General features: G+C 73.8%; 8 protein-coding genes. 6 read left to right on the forward strand and 2 right to left on the reverse strand.

Features of this window, described 5'->3' with window-relative positions; translation table 11 throughout:
• Positions 1-65: 65 nt before the first annotated feature.
• Together ACH4S8_RS27540 and ACH4S8_RS27545 are read right to left on the reverse strand one after the other, a co-directional pair.
• Complete coding sequence (locus tag ACH4S8_RS27540; RefSeq protein WP_398398588.1) at positions 66-845, reverse strand: thioesterase II family protein; 780 nt, start codon at positions 843-845, stop codon at positions 66-68.
• Positions 833-2,047 (reverse strand): 4'-phosphopantetheinyl transferase family protein, encoded by a 1,215-nt coding sequence (locus ACH4S8_RS27545; RefSeq protein ID WP_398398590.1) that lies wholly within the window; start codon positions 2,045-2,047, stop codon positions 833-835. The genes ACH4S8_RS27540 and ACH4S8_RS27545 overlap by 13 nt, the downstream gene beginning before the upstream one ends.
• Positions 2,048-2,253: 206 nt before the next feature.
• Here ACH4S8_RS27545 and ACH4S8_RS27550 point away from each other — a divergent pair, with 206 nt between their 5' ends.
• The 6 genes from ACH4S8_RS27550 to ACH4S8_RS27575 all read left to right on the forward strand — a co-directional run bounded on the left by ACH4S8_RS27550 (position 2,254) and on the right by ACH4S8_RS27575 (position 21,962).
• Positions 2,254-2,523, forward strand: coding sequence for an acyl carrier protein (locus ACH4S8_RS27550; RefSeq protein WP_398398592.1), 270 nt, complete (start codon positions 2,254-2,256; stop codon positions 2,521-2,523).
• A 77-nt stretch (positions 2,524-2,600) separates the two neighbouring features.
• Complete coding sequence (locus ACH4S8_RS27555; RefSeq protein WP_398398594.1) at positions 2,601-3,959, forward strand: NAD(P)/FAD-dependent oxidoreductase; 1,359 nt, start codon at positions 2,601-2,603, stop codon at positions 3,957-3,959.
• Positions 3,960-4,294: 335 nt separating this feature from the next.
• Positions 4,295-12,973: a beta-ketoacyl synthase N-terminal-like domain-containing protein gene (locus ACH4S8_RS27560; protein WP_398398596.1), complete on the forward strand. Its 8,679-nt coding sequence runs from the start codon at positions 4,295-4,297 to the stop codon at positions 12,971-12,973.
• Positions 12,970-18,393 carry a beta-ketoacyl synthase N-terminal-like domain-containing protein gene (locus ACH4S8_RS27565; protein WP_398398598.1) on the forward strand — a complete coding sequence of 1,808 codons (5,424 nt, stop codon included), beginning with the start codon at positions 12,970-12,972 and terminating at the stop codon, positions 18,391-18,393. The genes ACH4S8_RS27560 and ACH4S8_RS27565 overlap by 4 nt, the downstream gene beginning before the upstream one ends.
• Positions 18,394-18,483: 90 nt before the next feature.
• Positions 18,484-20,151: an NAD(P)/FAD-dependent oxidoreductase gene (locus ACH4S8_RS27570; RefSeq protein WP_398398600.1), complete on the forward strand. Its 1,668-nt coding sequence runs from the start codon at positions 18,484-18,486 to the stop codon at positions 20,149-20,151.
• Between the two features lie 14 nt (positions 20,152-20,165).
• A complete protein-coding gene (locus tag ACH4S8_RS27575; protein ID WP_398398602.1) occupies positions 20,166-21,962 on the forward strand; it encodes an NAD(P)/FAD-dependent oxidoreductase in 1,797 nt (598 codons plus the stop codon).
• Positions 21,963-22,115: the final 153 nt, after the last annotated feature.

The following is a 22,115-nucleotide window of genomic DNA, read 5'->3' on the forward strand; positions in this document are numbered from 1 at the left end:
CTCCACCTGGTGACCAGGCGGGAGGGCCGGCGGCGTTCCGGGGGTGTTCCGGGCGGGCCGGGGGATCAGATCCGTGCCGCCGGTCCGGGGAGGGAGCGCAGGACGCCCGCGACGTAGGCGTGGAAGGCGGGGTCGTCCAGGAGGAAGTGACCGCCGGGCAGCCATTCGACGGCGACGTCGGTGGCACCGTGGTTCTCCCAGTCGCGCAGGCCGGCGTCGTCCACCATCGGGTCGTCCACACCCGCGCACACCCACAGCGGGCAGTCCAGCGGCGGGCCGGGAAGCGGGGTGTAGGTCTCCGAGAGGGTGAAGTCGGCGCGCAGCAGCGGGGTGAACAGCTTGACCAGCTCGGGGTGTTCGAAGAGCTGCGGCGGGGTGCCGCCGAGCCGCCGGACGGCCTCCAGGAACGCCGTGGGCGGCAGGGTGTGCAGATCGGGCAGGACGCGGCGGGCGGTGGGGCCGTTGCGTCCGACGAGGACCACACCGGCCGGAGGCCGTCCGAGGGCGCTCCAGCGGCGGCCCGCCTCGAAGGCGAAGGCGGCGCCCATGCTGTGGCCGAGGAGCACGTAGCGGCCGGTGGTGTGCGGGGCGGAGCGGCGGATCAGGTCCTCCAGGACGGAGCCGAAGTCGTCGCGCAGCGGCTCGGCCATCCGTGTGCCGTGTCCGGGCAGTTCCAGCAGCGCGGTGCGCACGGTGTCCTGCAGTGCCGCCTCCAGACCGGCGAAGGCGCGTGCCGCGCCGCCCGCGTACGGCAGGCACAGCAAGGTGGGACGGTCCTGGCCGGCCGCCGGGGACGGGTCGGCTCCGTTCGTGGCGGCCGGTCCGGGATTGCTCAACCGCTGCATGGGGGGACCTCCTTGAGATGACGGGCGGGAAGACGTCCGGACGAGGACATGACGGGAACCTGCACAGCGGCGGGAACCGGCACGGGAGCGGCAGCCGGGCTCACGGCCCGCGACGGGGGAGCCGGTCCCGGGGATCCGGGGAGCCGGCGGAGAGACATGGAGGGGGCGTGCCGGTCCGGATCCGGAGCACCCGGCGCCGTCGCCGCGCCCCCAGGTTCCACTCCCGCGCCCTCAGGTTCCGCCCCCGCCCCCCTGGGGTCGGCTCTCGAAAACCGGGAGTCGGCTCCCACGGGCCGGGAGTCGGCTCTCACAAGCCGGGAGCCAGCTCCTGCGGGCCGTGGCAGCCGACGCAGGGACACGGGGCCGGTCCGCGCCGCCGGCGCCCGGGCGTCCGGCGCCGCCACGGCGGCCCGTTCCCGCACCGGGCTCCCGGGCGGCAGCATGCGCACCAGGGGCCGCTCCGGGCCCGGCAGCCGGGGCCGGGTGCCGGGTGCCAGGCCGAAGACACGCACGAGCGCTCCTCCCCCGGCGACGGCGACGGCCGCCCTGAACCCGGTCCCCAGGTCGACGAGGTGCAGGTTCCAGACCCGCGAGGGCGAGCCGGGCGCCGCCAGCACCCGCACCGGGCCCTCGCGCCGCGCCCCCGGCGCGACGTGCACCGCGGTGAGGTCGCCGGCGAGTCCGCTGCCGAGCGCCTTGAGGACGGCTTCCTTGCAGGCCCAGTGGGTGAACAGGCCGCTGTTCAGGGGACCTTCGTGGTCGGCGGGCCATGCGGCCGCCTCGAGGTCGCAGAGCACCTGACGGCGCAGGCCCGCCGGATCCCGGAGCGGCCTGACGCGTTCGACGTCGACGCCGGTCGGACCGTCACGGCTCACGGCGATCAGGGACATTCCCTCGGTGTGCGCCAGGCTGACCCGCAGACCGGGGAACCCTGAGACGTAGGGCTTGCCGAACGCGCCCTTCAGGAAGGCCACCCGGGAGGCCGGCAGCCCGGTGTAGGCGGCGGTCAACGACCGGAGCGCCGCGTGGGCCGAGGCGTACAGCGCGCGCTGCGAGGGCACCATCCGCCGCTGGCGCCGCAGTTCGTCCGGCGAGAGCAGGGCGAGACAGTCCCACAGCGCCGCCTCCTGCCCGGGCCCCGGCTCCGGCACGGTCCACACATGGACCTCTCCGGGCGGCGGCTCCGGCCGGACGGGACTCACGACGGCACCTTCACGTGGTTCATCGATTCTCCAACCAGTCCACGAGCACTGTCCGTTGGCCTCTTGACGCTGAACTCAACACTAGTAGAGTTCACCAGGAAATGACATCATCAAGTGATGAAATCAACGGGCGTTGAACTCCAAGGGACCCCGTTGCACACCATGGCGGGACACCCGCCCCTCGACGCTTCTTTGGGAGGCACGGCGTGGCCAGTGACCGCGACGAACTGATCACCCAGCTCACCGAGTTCATCCAGGAACGGCTGCTCGCGGAGCCGGACGCCCAGGGCATCGGCCCGGACACCCCGCTGCTGGAGTGGGGCATCCTCACCTCGATCAACACCGCCCAGCTCCTGACGTTCATCCGCGACGAGCTGGGGACGAACATCCCGCCGACCGAACTGACCGGCACCAACTTCCAGAACCTGGACAGCATCACCGACCTGCTGCTGTCCCTGCGCGCACCCGCTCACTGACCCGAGGACCGCCCGCCGGACGGGCCGAGCGGCCACGGCACCGCGTCATCCACCCGCATTCGCGACAGGAGATCACGTTGTCCGAGACATCGGCGAACTACGACTACGACATCGGCATCATCGGCGGCGGGCCGGCGGGCTCCACCGCCGCCTCCTACCTCGCCAAGGAGGGGCTGTCCGTGGTGGTCTTCGAATCGGAGACCTTTCCGCGCGAGCACGTCGGGGAGTCCCTGGTCCCTGCCACGACGCCCGTGCTCATCGAGACCGGCGCGATGGAGAAGGTCGAGGCGGCCGGCTTCCCCAAGAAGTACGGGGCCGCGTGGACCTCCGCGGAGGACCGCGACATCGACCACATGGGCTTCCAGGGCCTGGACCACGACTTCCGCGCCGCCGAGGTCCTGTTCAGCGAGCGCGACCAGGCCGGAGTCGACCGCGACCACACCTTCCACGTCGACCGCGGAAAGTTCGACCAGATCCTGCTGCAGCACGCGGAGAGCCTGGGCGCGAAGGTCTACCACGGAGTCCGCGTGAACCGCGTCGACTTCACGGACAGGGACCGCCCGGTCATCCAGGCCAAGGTCGGCAACCAGTCGGTCGGCGTGCCCGTCCGCATGGTCATCGACGCGAGCGGCCGCCGCACCATGATGGGCAGCCAGCTCAAGGTCAAGGAGCCGGACCCGGTCTTCAACCAGTACGCGGTGCACACCTGGTTCGACGACTTCGACCGCAAGGCACTCGCGGTCAACAAGGACCAGGCGGACTACATCTTCATCCACTTCCTCCCGCTGGAGGACACCTGGGTGTGGCAGATCCCGATCACCGACACCATCACCTCCATCGGTGTCGTGACGCAGAAGGCCCGGTTCAAGGAGGCCAAGAACGACCTGGAGACCTTCTTCTGGGACACCATCGGCAGCCGTCCGGCCCTGCAGGACGCGCTGAAGAACGCCAAGCGGGTCAAGGAGTTCAAGGCCGAGGGCGACTACAGCTACGCCCTGACCAAGATCGCCGACGACTCGCTGGTCATGATCGGCGACGCGGCGCGGTTCGTGGACCCGATCTTCTCCAGCGGCGTCAGCGTCGCGCTCAACAGCGCCCGCCTGGCGGCCGCCGACATCATCGCGGCCCACAAGGCCGGCGACTTCCGCAAGGAGCGGTTCGACGGCTACGTCAACACCCTCCGCGGGGCGGTCAACAACTGGTACGAGTTCATCTCGATCTACTACCGCCTCAACATCCTCTTCACGGCGTTCGTCCAGGACCCGCGTTACCGGCTGGACGTCCTCAAGATGCTCCAGGGCGACGTCTACGACGGCGAGCCCAAGGCCCTCTCGGCGATGCGGGAGATCGTCGAGGCCGTCGAGGCCGACCCGAACCACCTCTGGCACAAGTACCTGGGAACGCTCAAGGCGCCCTCCGCGGCGGCGAAGTTCTAGAACCGCGGCAGGCGGTGTCCGCCCGTCGACGGGCACCGCCCGCCGACGGCACCGGGCGCGGCGGCGGTCCGCCGCCGGGAACGGCCATCGGGTGGCGTGGACTCCCCTCCCGCCACCCGGACCGGCACCACCGCGCCCCGTCCCGCCGCTCCCGCCGCTCCCGCACCACCCGGATCCGAAGGCGCGTCCCACCCGGATCCGCTCCGCCCGGATCCGCTCCGCCCGGCCTGCCCGGACCGGACCGGCCCGCGCGCAGTCCTGCTCCGTCCGGACCCCGGTCCGACCCCGGACGTCCGTCCGCACCGTCCATCCGCCGCACTCCTGGAGGGGGATCCATGCCTGCCCGCAACGGAATCACCACCGATCCGGCCATAGCCCTCGTCGGCATCGGGTGCCGTTATCCGGGCGGGGTGGTCGACCCCGAGTCCTTCTGGCACGTCCTGCGGGACGGCGTCGACGTGATCGGGGAGATCCCGCCGCAGCGGTGGGGCCCCGAGTACATCAGCGAGGACGGGGCCGCACCGGGCACCGGCTACTGCCGCTACGCGGGAGTGCTGCCGGGGCTCGACCGGTTCGACGCCGACTTCTTCGGCATCTCCTTCCGCGAGGCACGCGAGATGGACCCGCAGCAGCGGCTCCTGCTCGAGGTCTCCTGGGAAGCCCTGGAGCACGCCGGACTCACCAAGCCCGGGCTCGCCGGGTCCCGGACCGGCGTCTTCTTCGGCATGCTCGGCATGGACTACACGCTGCTGCACTCCAAGACACGCGGCGTGCGCGGGATCGACCCGTACTACGCGAGCGGCAAGGAGTTCAGCTTCGCGCCCGGCCGGGTGGCGTACACCCTGGGACTGCACGGTCCGGCGCTCGCCGTGAACACCGCGTGCTCCTCCTCCCTGGTCGCCGTGCACCTGGCCTGCCGGGCCCTGGCGAGCGGCGAGGCGGACACCGCGCTCGCCGGGGGCGTCAACGTCCTCGCCGCCCCCGAACTGTCCATCTTCATGAGCAAGGTGCAGGCGCTGTCGCCGACCGGCCGGTGCAAGCCGTTCGCGGCCGACGCGGACGGCATCGTACGGGGCGAGGGCTGCGGCGTCGTCGTACTGAAGCGGCTCGACGACGCGCTCGCCGACGGCGACCGGGTCCTCGCGGTCGTCCGAGGCGGCGCCTTCAACCACGACGGCCGCAGTGCCGGCCTCACCGTGCCCAACGCCTCGGCGCAGGCGGCCCTGCTGCGCGAGGCGCTGCACCGCGCGGACGCCCACCCGGACGAGGTGGCGTACGTCGAGACCCACGGCACGGGCACCCCGCTCGGCGACCCCATCGAGGCCTTCGCGCTGTCCGAGGTCTTCGGCCCCGGGCGCGCGCCCTCGCGGCCGCTCCACATCGGCTCGCACAAGGCCAACTTCGGGCACACCGACGCGGCGGCCGGTGTCGCCGCGCTCATCAAGACCGTACTGACCGCCCGGCACCGCCTCGTTCCGCCCCAGCTCCACCTCGGCACCCCGAACCCGGCCATCCCCTGGGCCGACGGGCCACTCACCATCGCGGCCGAGGCCAGGCCGCTGGACGCGACCGAGGACACCCTCTTCGGCGTGAGCGCCTTCGGGCTCAGCGGAACCAACGCGCATCTGCTGCTGAGCGCGCCCGCCCTGCCCGCCCCGGCGAGCGGCGCGGCCGACGCGGGCGTCACCCCCCGGGTGCTGCTGCTGTCCGGCTCCACGGAGACCGCCCTGCGGGAACGCGCTCGCGATCTGGCCGAGGTCCTCGACGGTGACGAGCCGCTGGCCGACGTGCTGCACACGGCCGCGGTACGCCGCAGCCACCACGAGGCCCGCGCCACCGTGACCGGCGCCGACGCCGCCGAGCTGCGCGCCTCGCTGCTCGAACTGGCCGCGGGCGGCGCCGACAGGCGCACCGTCACCGGCACCGCCGAGCCCCGCAGGCGCCACCGCACCGTCTTCGTCTTCTCCGGACAGGGCTCGCAGTGGCGCGGCATGGGCCTGGACCTGTGGGACCGCGAACCGGTCGCCGCCGCACATCTGGAACGCAGTGACGAGGTGCTGCGCGCGGCGGGGCTGCCCGGGCTGCGGGAACTGTTCGCCACCGGCGATCCGGCCGCCACCGAACTGGCCCAACCCGCCGTCGTGGCACTGCAGTTGGCCCTGGCCGAGCTGTGGCGCTCACGGGGTGCGGAGCCGTCCCGGGTGATCGGGCACAGTCTCGGCGAGATCTCCGCCGCCTGTTTCACCGGCGCGCTCGACCTGCCCACGGCGCTCGGCCTGGCCGTGCGGCGCGGGCGCATCATGGCCGCCGCCGCGGGTACCGGGCGGATGCTCGCGGCGGCACTCCCCGAGGAGGAGGCCGTCGAGGCGGCCGCGGGCACCGGGCGGGCCGTGACGGTCGCCGCCGTCAACGGCCCGAAGGCCACGGTGCTGGCCGGCTCGCAGGGCGATCTGACCGCGATCGCGTCGCTGTTGCGCGAGCGGTCGGTGACCACCCGTTTCGTGCCCGGGGAATACGCCTTCCACAGCCCGGCGATGGCGCCGTTCGCCGAGGAACTCCGCCTGGAACTAAGCGACTCGGCGGCAGTGGACCGGCCCGAGGCGTTCGTCTCCACCGTTTGGCCCGACGAGCAGCCGGCCGTGCTCGACGCGGCCTACTGGGCGGCCAACGTGCTGCGCCCGGTGCGCTTCTGGCCCGCCGTGCGGAACCTTCTCCAGGACCGGGGCGCCGACTTCATCGAGATCGGCCCGCATCCCACCCTCGTCCGGCCGCTGACCGAAGCCCTCACGTCGCTGCGCCGGCAGGGAGTCGCGGTGGGCTCGCTGCGCCGCGACAGCGACGGTCCCGCCACCCTGCTCGCCGCGCTCGCCACGCTGCACTGCGCGGGCGCCGACGTCCGCTGGGACGACCTGGTGCCGGGCCGGCTCACGACACTGCCCCGGCACCCCTGGCAGCACGAGTCGTTCTGGCTGCCCGACGTGACGCCCGGCACCCAGTACGCGGCCGACACGGTGCCCGGCACGCAGGCCGCGCCGACCCGGCTCGCCGTCCAGCTGCTCGACCACGCGGGCAACCCGGTCGGACCCGCGCGGCAGGTCGACCTGACCGGGACGGCCGCCGGCACCACCCTCACGACTCCGCCGGAGCCCGCCGGCTCCGGCGGTACAGCCCCGGCCCCGCTCCCCACCCCCCTGGGAGCCGGCCGGGAAGCCGTCTCGTCCGCCACCGCGCCGATCCATCCCCCGGCGGACGCGGTGGCGGACGAGACCGGAGCCGCCGCCGAGGTCACGGCGGCACCCGGGGCGGACGGAACCGCGCCGGGAGCCGCGGACGCCGAACGCGAACGCCGCTCCCTCCTGCGGCTGACGTCCGCGATCCTCGCGGAGATCCTCGGCCAGGATCCGGACCGGCGCATCGCGCCCCGGCGCGGCTTCGCCGACCTCGGCCTCGACTCGCTGAGCATCGTGGAGTTCGTCGACCGTCTCGGGCTGCGGCTCGGACTGGACATCCCGCTGTCCACCCCCTTCGAACACCCCTGCCTGGACGAGCTGGTCGACCACCTGCTGCCTCAGGTCCTCGAACGCGAGGCGCCGCGCCCGGCGCCCGCCGCGGATCCGGCCGCCCCGGCGCTGCCGGCCGCCCCCGCGGCCCCGGCACCCGCCGACGACCCGATCGCCGTGGTCGGCATGAGCTGCCGCTTTCCCGGCGGCCCGACGGTGGCCGACTACTGGCGGCTGCTCCTCGAGGGCCGCGAGGTCATCCGCGACGTGCCCTCCGACCGCTGGGACGGGCAGGCCTTCCTGTCCGACGGACCCTGGACCCCCGGCACCATCACCTCGCTGCGCGGCGGCTATCTCGACGACGTCCGGGGGTTCGACGCGGCCTTCTTCCGCATCTCGCCGCGCGAGGCGCGCAGCCTCGACCCGCAGCACCGGCTCTTCCTCGAAGTGGCCTACGAGGCACTGGAGGACGCCGGCGCGACCAGGGACCGGCTGCGCGGCTCCGCGACCGGTGTCTTCGTCGGCATGAACAGCTCGGACCACGCCCAGCACATCGGCAGCCGGCTCAAGGACGTGGACCTCTACTACGGCACCGGCAACTCGTTCGCCGGAGCGTCCGGGCGGCTCTCCTACTTCCTCGGCCTGACCGGGCCCAGCATGGCCGTGGACACCGCCTGCTCGTCCTCGCTGACCGCCGTGCACCTGGCCATGCAGAGCCTGCGCCAGGGCGAGAGCGACCTCGCGGTGGCCGGCGGCGTCAACGTGATCCTGAGTCCGGTGATCCCGGTGGCGGTCTCGGCGGGCGGCGCGCTGTCCCCCAGCGGTCACTGCCGTACGTTCGACGAGTCGGCGGACGGCTACCTGCGCGGCGAGGGCTCCGGTGCCGTCGTCCTCAAGCGGCTGTCGACCGCGCTCGCCGACGGCGACCGGATCTACGCGGTCCTGCCGGGCAGCGCGGTGAACCAGGACGGCGCGAGCAGCGGACTGACCGTCCCGAACGGCACCGCGCAGCGCGCCCTGATCCAACAGGCCCTGGGCCAGGCCGGTCTGAACGGCCGCGACGTCGGCTACGCGGAGGCGCACGGCACCGGGACCCCGCTCGGCGACCCCATCGAACTGCGCGCCCTGGCCCAGGCGTTGCGGCCCGACGGCGCCGACGGCGCGCCCCTGCTGGTCGGTTCGGCCAAGCCCAACATCGGGCATCTGGAGGCCGCCGCCGGGATGGCCGGGCTCATCAAGGCCGTCCTGTCGGTCCACCACGGCCGGATCGCCCCGCACATCGGGGTCACGACGGTGCCGACCCGGCAGGTCGCCTGGGAGCGGCTGGGGCTGGCACTCGCCGGAGCCGGCAAGCGGTGGCCGAAGGACGGGCGGCGCCGGGTCGCGGGCGTCAGCTCCTTCGGCTTCACCGGCACCAACGCGCACGTCCTGGTGGCCGAGGCACCGGCCGCCGCGGTGCGGGACGGCGAGGTCCCGGCGCGGTTCGCGCTGACGCTGTCCGCCGCGCAGGAGCCGGCGCTCGCCGCCGCCGCCCGGCAGTACCTGCCGCTGCTGGAGTCCGCGGACGCCACCGCCCTCGCGGACCTCGCCTACACGGCGTCCGCGCGGCGCAGCCACCTCGACCACCGGGCCGTCGTCGTGGGCCGGGACGTCGTCGGAGTCCGTTCCGCGCTGCGCCGTCTGGCCAGGGGCGAGGAGGACCCCCATGTGCTCACCGGGACCGCCGAGCCGGAGCGCTCCTGCGTGTTCGTCTTCTCCGGATTCGGCTCGCAATGGGCTGGTATGGGCCGTCAACTCCTGGAGAGCGAACCGGTGTTCCGCGACGCCGTGCTCGCCTGCGAGGAGGAGATGCGCAAGTGGATCGGCTGGTCCCCGCTGGCCTCGCTGCGGGGCGAACCGGACAGCCGGCCCTTCGACGAGGGCATCCCGCAGGAACTGATCTTCACCGTGCAGGTCGGCCTCGTCGAGCTGTGGCGGAGCTGGGGAGTGGTGCCGCAGGCGGTCGTCGGGCACAGCATGGGCGAGGTCGCCGCCGCCTGGGCCGCCGGGGCGCTGACCCTCGCGCAGGCCGCGGAGATCCTGTGCCTGCGCTCGCGGCTGCTGGACACCCTGGTCGGAACCGGCGGCTCGGTCGTCGTGGGTCTGCCGCGCGAGGAGCTGGCCCCGTATCTGGTGCTGTACGAGGACGTACTGGACATCGCGACGATCAACGGGCCGCGCACCACGGTGGTCGCCGGCGACGTCGCCGCGCTGGAGGAACTGACCCAGGAGCTGACCGAGGCGAACGTCTTCGTCCGGCGGGTCAAGGTGCCGGTCGCGCCGCACTCCCCGCTGATGGAACCGCTCAAGGAGCGGCTGGTGTCGGGCCTGGCGCACCTGGTGCCCGCCGAGGCCCGGATCCCGGTCTACTCCTCCGTGGAGGGCGGCGAGATCGCCGGGACCGCGCTCACCGCCGCGTACTGGGGCCGCAACCTGCGGGAGACCGTGCGCTTCCAGGACGCGGTGAGCGCGGTCGAGGACCCGCAGGACCGGGTGTTCGTCGAGGTGTCCCCGCATCCGGTGCTGGTCTCGGGAGCCGAGGAGTCCCTGCGGGCCGCCGGAGTGCGGCGTCCCGTGGTCCTGCCCTCCCTGGTCCGCGACAAGGACGAGGTGGACAGCCTGCTCACCGGGCTCGGTGCCCTGCACGCGGAGGGTGTCCCGGTCGACTGGTCGGCGTTCGCGGGCCGGGGCCGCACCGTGGTCGACCTGCCCGGCTATCCGTGGCAGCGCCGGGAGCACGCGCTCCCGGACACGCCCGTGGAGCGCGCCGCGGGAACCGGCGCCCTCGTCGGCGCCCCGGTACGGCCGGCGACCGCCGCGTGGACGGCGCTGCTCCCGGTGACGGTCGACGGCAACCGCAGCCCCTGGCAGGTCTCCGGCTCCGGAGCCCGTACGACGGTGTCGGCGCCGGCACTCCTCGAGGCGGCGCTCGCCGGTGCCGCCGCGACGGGTTCCCCCGCGCCGGCACTCGACGACGTGCGGTTCGGGGCCGCGCCCGCCACGGACGACGAGGGGCACGCGGAGTTGCAGGCCGTCGTCGACACCCGGCAGGGCACGATCGTGCTGCGCCCGCTCTCCGGGGAGGGCGAGGCATCCGCGCTGAGCGCGTCCACCGACGCACCGGCGCGGCCCGTGTCCGCCGCCGCGCCTCCCGTGACACCGGCCGACGACGAGCCGCTGCGGGCCGTACTGGCCGGCCGCTTCCCGGCGCTCGGTGTCCGGGCGGCCGGCAGCGGCCGGGGCCACGCGGACGTCACGGTGGACCTGCCCGACGGGACCGGAAGGCACCGGCTGCCCGCCGAACTGCTGCGCCTGGCGCTGCACTTGGTGGCGGACGGCGCGGATCCGGCCGACCGCTCGGCGGATGTCGATCCGCAGCCCGCCGCGATCGCGTCGGTCCGGGTCAGGACCGCCGTCGAGGGCACCGTACGAGTGCTGCGCGGTCCGGTCCGCACCGGGGCGGACGGCAGGCCGGAGGCGGACGTGACCGTTCTCGACGCGGCCGGGCGGCCCGTGGCGGAGCTGACCGGACTGCGTCTGGCCGCGCTCCCCGGGCCCGGACCGGCCGACGAGGACCGCGACCGGCTCGCCGGTCTGCTCTACCGGATGGTGTGGCATCCCGCGGGCCGGCCCGCGGCCGGACGGGACACCTCACAGGCCCCGCCCGCGACGCGCTGGCTGGTGTGCGGGGACACCGAACACGTGGCGGGCGCGGTGGCCGAGGGGCTGCGCGCGGCGGGCCGCGAGGTGCGCCGGGTGCGGTCGGCGGACGGACCGGGCGGAGAGGATCTGGTCCTCGACCCGGCCGACCGGTCCGCGTGGGAGACCCTGCTCGCGGTGCACGCCAACGAGGCGACGACCGGGATCTGCGACCTGTGGCCCCTGGAGGACCTGGACTCGCGGCCCACGGGCTGGCAGAGCACCACCGCCCTGACCGCGGCGCTCGCGCATGCCGAGGGCACCCCGCCCCGGCTGTGGCTGGTCACCCGGCACGCCCTGCTGTCGGCCGGCCACGAGGGCTTCCCCGACGGCAACCAGGGGGCCCACGCCGGGCTCGGCCGCACCCTGGCCATGACCCGCCCCGAGGCCTGGGGCGGCCATGTCGACCTCTCCCGGGGCAGCGCGGAGGAACTGCGGACCCTGGTGAACCGGCTGCTGGGCGCGCCCGGCGACGAGCACGTCCGGATCGAGCACTCCTCGGTCCAGGCCGGTTCGCTGGTCCGGGCCGAGGCTCCGGAGCGGCCCGCGCCACGGCCGCTGTCCGCCGACCGCTGGCACCTGGTGACCGGCGCGGGCGGCGCCCCGGCGGCGCCCGTCGTCGACTGGCTGACGGGCGCGGGGGCCCGGCGGATCGTCCTCGTCGACACGGAGCCGGAGCTGGCCGAGCCGCTGCTCCCGGGCGACCGGATCGCCGGATGGCGTGCCGCCGGCGCCGAGGTGAGAATCGTACGGACGCATGCCTCGCTGGAGGAACTGACCTCGCTCGTCGCGGAGTTGCGCGCCGACTCCGGGATCGCGGGAGTGGTGTGCGCGGCGGCGCCCGAGTCGGCGACGCCGCTCGAGGAGACCACCCGGGCCGCGCTGCGCGCCGAGTGGAACCGTGCCGAGACGGCCGAACTGCTGCACCGGCTGACCGTCAAGGACCCGGTCCGCCTCTTCGTCCTCCTCGGTTCCGTGCCGGGCACCTGGGGCGGCGCGCTCACGGGAGCCGCGGCGCCCTCCGACTGGGCCCTGCGGGCGCTGGCCGCGCGGCGCAGGGCGGGCGGGCTGCCGGTGACGCACCTGGAGCTGATGCCGGTCGAGGGCAGCCGCCTGCTCGACGAGCGGACGACTTTACTGCTGAAGTCGAGCGGGGTGGCCCCGCTGCGGGAGCGGGACCTGGTGGCCGCTCTCGGCCTCCTGGCCCAGGGCCACACGGTGCACACATGCGTGGCCGACGTGGACTGGGAGCTGTTCGGCAGCGCGCTGGCCGACGCGCCGCACCGGGAGCTGTTCCGCTCGGTGCTCGGCGCGGCGAAGCAGAACGGCGGGACGGAGTTCGTGGCCGGGCTGCGCGGACTCGACCCGGTGCAGCGCCGGGACCGGATGCTCGACTGGGTGTGCGCGCAGGTCGCTGCGGTGCTCGGGCTGCCGGAGGACGAACTCCGGGCCGATCAGGGCTTCTTCGAGCTCGGCATGGACTCGGTCATGTCGCTGACGCTGCGTCTGCGGCTGTCCCGGGAGCTGGAGACCGAGCTGTCCTCGACGGTCGCCTTCGAGCACCCGACCGCGCTGGCCCTCGGCACGCATCTGCTGGAGCAGCTCGGCCATCCGGCGACCGGTGCCGAGGGCGCCGACGCCGGCCCGGACGCCCCCGACGAGGCCGCCGGCGGGTCCGGCGACGACCTGGACGAGCTCGACGACGACGAACTGCTACGCCAGTTGGAGGCGGAGATCTCCGGCTCACAAGCGCTGGGATTTGAGGAGAATCGATGACGAAGAGCCACGCCGAGCAGCCGAGCCAGGACGTCCTCCGCGGCCGGCTCAAGGACTCCCTCGGCACCATCCGCACGCTGCGCGCGCGGGTCCAGGAGCTCTCCCGGCCGCAGCCGCTGGCGGTGATCGGGCTCTCCTGCCGGCTGCCGGGCGGCGCCACCCCCGAGGAGTTCTGGCAGTCCCTGGCCGACGGACGTGACTCCACGGCGCAGTTCCCCGAGGAACGGCACTCCGTCGCCGGCTTCTACGACCCCGACCCGGATCACCCGGGCACCGCCTACACCCTGTCCGGGAACTTCCTCGACGGGCCGGTGGACACCTTCGACCCGACGGTCTTCGGCATCTCGCCGCGGGAGGCCGCCGGCATGGACCCGCAGCAGCGGCTGGTCCTCGAACTGGCCTGGGAGGCCATGGAGAACGCCTGCCTGCCGCCGAACGAACTGGAGGGCAGCCGGGTCGGTGTCTTCCTCGGGGCCAGCACGAGCGACTACGTCCGGATGCGGCAGCAGAAGGGCGCGATGGCGGACGTCGACGCCTATCAGCTCATCGGCGAACCGAGCTTCCTGGCCGGCCGGATCTCGTACACCTTCGGTTTCCAGGGCCCCAGCATGGTGATCGACACGGCGTGCTCCTCGTCGCTCGTGGCCCTGGAGCAGGCCGTCCTGTCGCTGCGCTCGGGGGCCTGCGACACGGCCCTGGTCGGCGGCGTGAACCTGATGCTGTCGCCGTACGGTTTCGTGCTGGTCAGCAAGTTGCGGGCGCTGTCGCCCGACGGGCGCTGCAAGACCTTCGACGCCTCGGCGGACGGCTACGCGCGCGGTGAGGGCGGGGCGCTGTTCGTGCTCAAGCGGCTGAGCGAGGCCGAGGCCGCGGGCGACCGGATCCTCGCGGTGGTACGGGGGGTGGCGACCGAGCACGACGGACGCAGCAGCGGGCTGACCGTGCCGAACCCGGCCGCGCAGCAGAACGTGATCACCTCGGCGCTCAAGGACGCGGGAGTCGCTCCCGCGGACCTGACCTATGTCGAGGCGCACGGCACCGGCACACAGCTCGGCGACCCGATCGAGCTCAAGGCCCTCGACGCGGTGACCGGCACCGGGCGTCCGGCCGACCGGCCGCTGCTGGTCGGCTCGGTGAAGACCAACATCGGGCACCTGGAGCCGGCCGCCGGTGCCGCGGGCCTGCTGAAGGTCGTCCTGGCGCTCCAGCACGAGACGCTCCCGCGCCATCTGCACCTGGAGAACCCCAACCCGCAGGTGCCCTGGGACGCCATCAACCTGAAGGTCACCGCGGAGGAGACCGCGTGGCCCGAGGGTCCGCGGCTCGCGGGGGTGAGCAGTTTCGGCGCGAGCGGCACCAACGCGCACACCGTGCTCGGCGAGGCTCCGCAGCCGGCCCCCCGGGAGGGCGGTCCGCGCCGGGTCGGCCTGCTCACGCTCAGCGCCAACAGCCCCGAAGCGCTGCGCGCGATGGCGGACGCGTACGAGAAGCGGGTGCGGTCGGCGGACCCGCGCACCCTGTCGGACATCTGCTACTCGTCGCACATCGGGCGGGCCCGGATGAAGCACGGACTGAGCGTGACCGGCGACCGTGAGCAACTCGCCGCGGGGCTGGCCGCGTTCGCCGCGGGCGAGCGCGCCGACCAGGTCACGTCGCAGGGCCCGGCGGGCGCGAAGGCCCGCCGTCTCGGCTGGCTGTTCACCGGCCAGGGCTCGCAGTACGCCGGTATGGCCGCCTCGCTCGCGGCGGCCGAACCGGCGTTCGCGGACGCGCTCGCGCAGGTCGTCGAGGCCCTCGACCGGTATCTGGAGGAGCCGCTCGGCCCGGTGCTGAGCGACCCGGAGCGCATCGACCGCACAGGCTTCACCCAACCCGCCCTGTTCGCCGTGGAGTACGCGCTGGCGCGCATGTGGGAGTCCTGGGGCGTCCGGCCGTCCGCACTGATCGGGCACAGTCTGGGCGAGATCACCGCGGCAACGGTCGCCGGGGTGCACTCGCTCGACGACGCGGCACGGCTGGTCACCGCCCGCGCACGGCTCATGGAGGCCCTCCCCGCGGGCGGTGTGATGGAGACGGCCGTCTGCGACGAGGACACCGCGCGCGCGGCGATCGTCGACGCGGGGCCGGTGCCGAACGTCGCGGTGGCGGCGGTCAACGGCCCGACGGACGTGGTCCTTTCGGGCCCCGAGGACGAGATCGCCAAGGTCGTCGACGTGCTCGCCGGGCAGGGGGTCAAGCACCGCAGGCTCGTCGTCTCGCACGCCTTCCACTCCCCGCTGATGGCTCCGATGCTCGACGAATTCCGCAAGGTCACCGAGACCCTGACGTTCCATCAGCCGAAGTATCCGGTCATCTCCAACGTCACCGGCCGCGAGTGGGGCCCCGAACAGCTGCGCCCCGCCTACTGGTCGGAGCACGTGCTCGCGCCGGTCCGCTTCCACGCGGGCGTCACCACGCTGTACGAGACGGGCTGCCGCACGTTCCTGGAGATCGGTCCGGCGCCCGTGCTCCTCGGTCTCGGCGCCCGCTGCCTGCCCGAGGACGGTGTCGCCTGGATCCCGTCGCTGCGCCGGGACCGGGAGGACGAGCACATCGTGGGCCAGGCGCTGGGTGCCCTGCACCACCGCGGTGTGCCGGTCGACTGGAGTTCCGTGCACCGCGACGAGAAGCCCCGGCGCACCTCCCTGCCCTCCTATCCGTGGCAGCGCGAGCGGTACTGGTTCAACGACGACGCGGGCGGCGCGGCACCGGAGTTCACCGCCGACGACGCGCCGGGAGCGCTCTTCGAAGGTCATCTGCTCTCCGGGGCGCCGGCCTTCTCGCCGCGGCTGGACGAACTGTCCGAGGTGTTCGTGCAGAGCGGCCCGGACGGGCGCCGGTCCGTCTCGGCCGGCGGCTTCTGCCACTGGGCGCTGGCGGGCGCGGCGAAGCTGCCCGGGGCACAGCCCCGGCTGGTGGACCGGTTCGTGGTGGGCGAGCCGCTGCTCGTCGATCCGGAACGCCGGCCGGCCCGGATACGGGTCTACGTCCTTCCGCAGGACGACGAGGGGCGCTCGCTGTTCCTGTGCTTCTCCCGGCAGGGCGTGGACTCCGCGGAGAGCGGAAGCTGGCGGCTGCACGCCCGTGGTGTCCTGGTGCGCCGTCCCACGGACACCCGGCACGCGGGCGGCGACCTGGAGACCGTACGGTCGAGGTGCCGGCCCGTCGACCCGTCCGACCTCACGGTTCCGGGGTGGGCCGAACCGGTCCTCAACGAGGTCTACCAGGGGCCCGGCGAGGTGCTCGCCGAGGTCAACCGCGCGGCGGAGGAGCTGCCCAGGGGCGCGCTGCTCGACCTGACGCTGGGGCTGCTGCGGCAGTCCGAGAAGGCCCTGCCCTCCGCCGGTGTCACCGTGCCCACCCCGGTGCCCGAGGGCACCCGCCGCTATGTCCACGGCTGGCTCGACCCGGCGGAGGAGGACGGCGAGCTGCGCGGCGGCCTGGAGATCCTGGGCTCCGACGGGAGCGTGCTGATCATGATGCGGGACGTGCATCTGCGGTCCTCGGCTCCGCCGGCCCGGGACGTCGCGCGCACCGCGCGGGAGGAGACGGTGTGGGAGGAGGTCTGGCGGCCCGCCGGCCCCGGGGCCTTCGAGGAGCGGAGCCTGGCCGGCGAGCGGGTGCTCCTGGTCGGCCCGGGCGGGGCGGCGGCCGGTTCGGACACGGGCGTCCAGGAGTCCGTGGCCAAGCGGCTGGCACTGCGCGGCGCGGTGGTGAGCCACGCCCCGGCCTCGGCCGAGGCGGTGCTGGAGGCCCTCGCGGGGAAGCAGGCGTACGCGCATCTGGTGCTGCTCAGCGCCCTGGAGCTGCCGACGGGCGACTACGGCGCCGAGACCGTGGGGCAGGCGCGGGCGGAGGCGGAGCACGTGTTCCTGGCCGCCGCCCGGCAGCTGGCCGGGGACGAGTCCGCCACCCGGCTGTGGGTGGTGACGCGCGGCGCCCGGTGGACCGGGCCCGAGCAGCGCGACATCTGCCTGCCCGCCGCCCCGCTGTGGGGTCTGGGCAAGGTGGCCGCGCTGGAACACCCGGAGCTGTGGGGCGGCCTGCTCGACCTCGATCCGGCCGGTGAGCCGGACGAGCCGGAACTGATCGCCGCTCTCCTCGCGACCGGCGGCAGCGAGGACCTGACGGCGCGGCGCGGCGGGACGGTCCTGGTGCCCCGGCTGGTGGCCGCCGGTGCGGACGCCGGCGACACCGGGCGGACCGCTCCCCCGCTGAGCGACCTCGGCAGCTATCTCGTCACCGGCGGCCTCGGCAGTCTCGGCCTGCTGCTGGGCGAGTGGCTCGCCCGCAACGGAGCGGGCACCGTCGTCCTGGCCGGCCGGTCGGGGCTGCCGGACCGCTCGACGTGGGACGACGGGCACCACGACGAGACCACGGCCGCCCGGATCGCCGGGGTGCGCCGGATCGAGGCCCAGGGCGCCGACGTGCGTGTGGTGGCCCTGGACGCCGCCGACGAGACGGCGCTGCGTTCCCTCACCGACCAACTGGGGCTTTCCGGGAGGCCGTTGCGCGGTGTCGTGCACGCGGCCGGGCTGTCCGAACCGCAGTTCCTGCGGGAGAGCGACCCCACGACGTACGACCGCTGCCTGCACGCCAAGGTCGACGGCACCTGGGCGCTGCACAACGCCACGGCCGGCCAGGACCTGGACCTGTTCGTCTGCTTCTCCTCGATCGCCTCGGTATGGGGCTCGCAGCACCTCGCTGGCTACGCGGCGGCCAACGCCTTCCTGGACTCCTTCGCGCACTTCCGGCAGGCCAGGGGGCTGCGTGCCACGACGGTGAGCTGGGGTCCCTGGGCCGCGCGGTCGGGGCTCGCGGACGACTCGGTGATGGCGTTCCTGCGTTCCATCGGGCTGGTCCAGCTCGACCCCGATCACGCGCTCGAACTCCTCGGCGAGGCCGTGGCCGACGGGGTGGCGCACCGCACCGTGTGCGCGGCGGACTGGACCCTGTTCCGCGACCTGATGGAGGCGCGCCGCGAGCGGCCCCTGCTCAGCGAGATCCGCAGCGCACCCGCCGCCGGCCGCACCGACGGTGCCGGACCGAGCCCCCTGACGGCCCGGCTGGCGGGACTCTCCGGCGACGAGCGTCTGGCCGAGCTCAACGAGTACGTCCGCGTGCAGCTCGCCGGGATCCTGCGCCTGGAGCTGGACCCGCTCACCGAGGACACCCGGCTCGCGGACATGGGGCTGGACAGTCTGATGGTGATGGAGCTGATCAGCCGCTGCCGTGACGATCTGGGCCTGGAGATCAGCAGCCGTGACTTCTTCGCCTGCCCCGGCATCCACTGGGGTTCCTTCCTCCACGAACTGATCGAGGAGAAACTCCTGGCGCCCACCGGCGCCTCCGGCCCCGAGCGGCCGGCGGACCGGGACTGACCGACCGGGCCCGCGCCGCGCGGCGGACGGCGCCGCGCGGCGCGGGCCTCGCACCACCACTCCGCCCCGACCTCTGGAGGAACGAGCATCATGCAACCGCTGCCCGCGTCCGGCTCGCCCGACAAGGCCGTCCACGACGTCGCCATCCTGGGCGCCGGCATCGCCGGCTCCATCCTCGCGGCCATCCTGAGCCGCAACGGGGTGAAGACGGTCCTCATCGACGCCGGCACCCATCCGCGCTTCGCCGTGGGCGAGTCCACGATCCCGTACACGTCCGTGATGCTGCGGATCCTCGCCGCGCGCTACCGGGTGCCGGAGATCGCGCATCTGAGCCACTTCTCCACGATGCGCTCCAAGGTGTCCTCGAACTCGGGCCAGAAGCGCAACTTCGGGTTCGTGTACCACCGGGAGGGCGAGGCCCAGGCGGCCGACGAGATCAACCAGTTCGTGATCCCGGTGGCCCTGTCCACCGAGTCGCACATGTTCCGCCAGGACGTCGACTCGTACATGTTCAACGTGGCGTTGCGCTACGGCGCGGTGCCGCGGCTCGGCACCCGGGTGTCGGACGTCGAGGTGGACGGTTCGGGAGTCACCCTCGCGGTGGAGAACGGTCCGGCGATCCGCGCCCGGTACGTCGTCGACGCGGGCGGCCACAACTCGCCGCTCGCCAGGAAGTTCGCCCTGCGCGACGAGGTGCCGCAGCAGCGCACCCACTCCCGGACCCTCTTCACCCACATGATCGGGGTACGGCCCTACGACGACTGCCCGGCCGGCCGGGCGCACGCCAACCCGAGCCCCTGGCACCAGGGCACCCTGCACCACGTCTTCGACGGCGGCTGGGTGTGGGTCATCCCCTTCGACAACCACCGGGGCGCCACCAACCGGCTGTGCAGCGTGGGCCTGACGCTCGACCCGCGCAAGCACCCGCGCACGGACCTCGCGCCGGAGCAGGAGTTCGCGCAGTTCCTGGAGCGCTTCCCGGACGTGGCACCGCAGTTCAAGCAGGCGAAGGCGGCCCGGCCGTGGGTGTCGACCGGACGGCTGCAGTACTCCTCGCACCAGGTCGTCGGCGACCGGTTCTGCCTGACCTCGCACGCGGCGGGCTTCGTCGACGCCCTGTACTCGCGCGGCCTGACCAACACCACGGACGTGGTCAACTCGCTGGCCTGGCGGCTGATCGAGGCGGCCGAGGACGACGACTTCTCGGCCGAACGGTTCGCGCACGTGGAGACCCTCCAGCAGGGCCTCGTGCGCGCGCACGACGAGGTCGTGGCGTCCTCCTTCACCTCCTTCCGCGAGTACGGCCTGTGGAACGCCACGTTTCGCATGTGGGCGCTGGGCACGGTGCTCGGCACGCTCAACGCCCAGGACGCGCTCGTCCGGTTCCAGCGGTCGCAGGACCCCATGGTGTGGCGGGAGCTGGAGGCACAGCCGCACCCCGGCGCCCTCTTCCCCGCGAGCGTCGGCTTCAACAAGATCACGGACGCCGCGTGGGCCGCCTGCCGGGACGTCGAGGCCGGGCTGATGACGTCCGACCGGGCCACCGGCGAGCTGTTCGACCTGCTGCAGGACGACGCCTACGCCCCGCCGCCGTTCGGTCTGCACGACCCGGCGAACCGCTTCTACAACCCGAATCCGGCCCGCATGATCCGCACCATGCACTGGGCCAGGCACGGATCGGCGGCCGCGGACACCGGCCCCGTGGTGGCCGGCGCGCTCGGCGGCTTCCTCCGCTCCCGCCTGCGCAGGCACTCATGAGAAAGGACGGGCCGATGCCGAGGAAACACCCCACGGAACGAACCGCGGCAGGATCCGCACCGGGCCCGGGCTGGGCCGACGGCGCCGAGACGGTGACGGCGGCCGAGTCGGCGCTGCCGTTCGAGCCGGTGGACGAGTCCGGCCCGCCCGCCGCGCCGGGGTCCGCCCCCGCGCGCGCCGCGCGCCCCGCCGACCCGGCGCGGCACGCGGTCGCCGTGCTCGGCGCGCACCTCGGGGGCGGGATGCTCGCCGCGGTCCTCGCCCGGGCCGGGATCGACGTGGTGCTGGTGGACTCGCCGCACGACACGAGCGCCCCGTCGGGTGAGACGACGGTCCCCTACACCGCGGAGGTCTTCGAGCTGCTGGCCCGCCGCTACGGCGTACCGGAGCTCGCCGCTCTCGGGCATTTCGGCGAACTGCCGGCCGAGGTGCGCGCCACGTCGGGCGTCAAGTCGAGCATCGGCTTCGTGTACGCGCGTCCGGGCGCCCGGGTCCGGCCGCACCAGATGGTGCAGTTCAACGTGCCGAGCGAGCACGGCGAGTCCCATCTGTACCGGCCCGATGTCGACGCGTGGGTGCACGGCATCGCGGCGAAGTACGGCGCGAGGGTGCCCGAGGGCCGGGCCGTGCTCACCGAAGTACGGGGCGAGGCGGGCGACTTCACCGTCGAACTGGCCGACGGAAGCAGCGTGCGGGCGGCGTTCGTGGTCGACATGTCGGGTCCCGACGCGCCGATGCTGCGCCGCCTGGGTCCCGGGCCGGCGCTGCGTCCGCTGCGGCACTCGTCACGGGTGCTCACCGCGCATCTGCGGGGGGTCCGTCCGCTGGAGCGGCGGGTGGATCCCGGCAGGGGCGGCACACCGTGGACCGGCGGCACGACGCAACTGGTCTTTCCCGGCGGGTGGATCCAGCTCGTCCCGTTCGGCGACCGGCGCAGCGGCGAGACATCGCTGACCAGCGTGGCCGTGAGTCTGGACGCCAAACTCTGGCCGCAGACGTCGGCCTCCCCGGAGGAGGACTTCCAGCGGCTGGTCCGGCAGTTCCCCGATCTGCAGTGGCAGTTCGCCGAGGCGACCGCGGTCCGCCCCTGGACGGGGTCGGAGTCCTGGCAGTACTGCGCCGACACCACGGCGGGCGACGGTTTCGTCGTCCTCGAACGCTCCGCCGTACGCTGTGACTTCACCCTCTCCCGGGACGTCACGCTCACCGCGGAGCTGGTCCACGAGGCCGCCTCGCACATCGTCTCCGCCGCGGACAGCGGGGACTGGTCGGCCGAGCGGTTCCGGCCCCTCGAGGCGTTCCAGGCCCGCCTGATCGAGCACGGCGACCGGCTGCTGCGTACGGCGCTGACCGCGACCTGTGACTTCCGGCTCTGGAACGCCTTCTCCCGGGTGTGGCTGCTGCACTCCATGTTCGCCGCCCTGTCCCTGAAGCGGGCCCGCAACGACGCCCTCGCCTCACCCGGACAGCCGGGCCAGTGGCGGGAGTTGGAGCGCTACCGGGGCGCGGGGCTGTGGTTCCCGGTCTATCCCGGGTTCGTGGCCCTCTTCGACGAGATGGACCAGGTCGCGCGGCGGGTGGCGGACAACCGGCTGGCGCCGGGTGCGGCAGCCGAGCGAATTTTCGGCCAGTTGCGGAAGGCCTCGTTCGTCCCGCCGCTCTTCGCCTTCGGCGATCCGACCGATCGCTACTACAACTTCACCCCGTTGAAACGAGTCAAGGTGCTGCTCTGGGCCAAGCGGAGGGCGCCGTACCTGGTTCGACGGGTCCTCACCCCGGGAGCCACCGTTCTGCCCGACACCGAACGGTAGGCGGCTTCCCACAGCAACCTCACAGGTGGCCGCGAGAATCGGACGCGGGAACCGCCGTCGCCGGAACCCGCCCGAGCGGACCCGGCGGCGGCGGTTCCCTGCCGCTCGGACGCCCGGCGGCACCCCCGCGACTGACCGGATCCGGCCAGCACG

This window comes from Streptomyces sp. NPDC021080, from assembly GCF_044333225.1.
GTDB lineage: Bacteria > Actinomycetota > Actinomycetes > Streptomycetales > Streptomycetaceae > Streptomyces.

Excerpts from the sequence above, each read along its gene's own strand:
- ACH4S8_RS27540 (WP_398398588.1), bottom strand. The coding sequence starts at position 845 with ATGCAGCGGTTGAGCAATCCCGGACCGGCCGCCACGAACGGAGCCGAC.
- ACH4S8_RS27560 (WP_398398596.1), top strand. The coding sequence starts at position 4,295 with ATGCCTGCCCGCAACGGAATCACCACCGATCCGGCCATAGCCCTCGTC.
- ACH4S8_RS27565 (WP_398398598.1), top strand. The coding sequence starts at position 12,970 with ATGACGAAGAGCCACGCCGAGCAGCCGAGCCAGGACGTCCTCCGCGGC.
- ACH4S8_RS27570 (WP_398398600.1), top strand. The coding sequence starts at position 18,484 with ATGCAACCGCTGCCCGCGTCCGGCTCGCCCGACAAGGCCGTCCACGAC.
- ACH4S8_RS27575 (WP_398398602.1), top strand. The coding sequence starts at position 20,166 with ATGCCGAGGAAACACCCCACGGAACGAACCGCGGCAGGATCCGCACCG.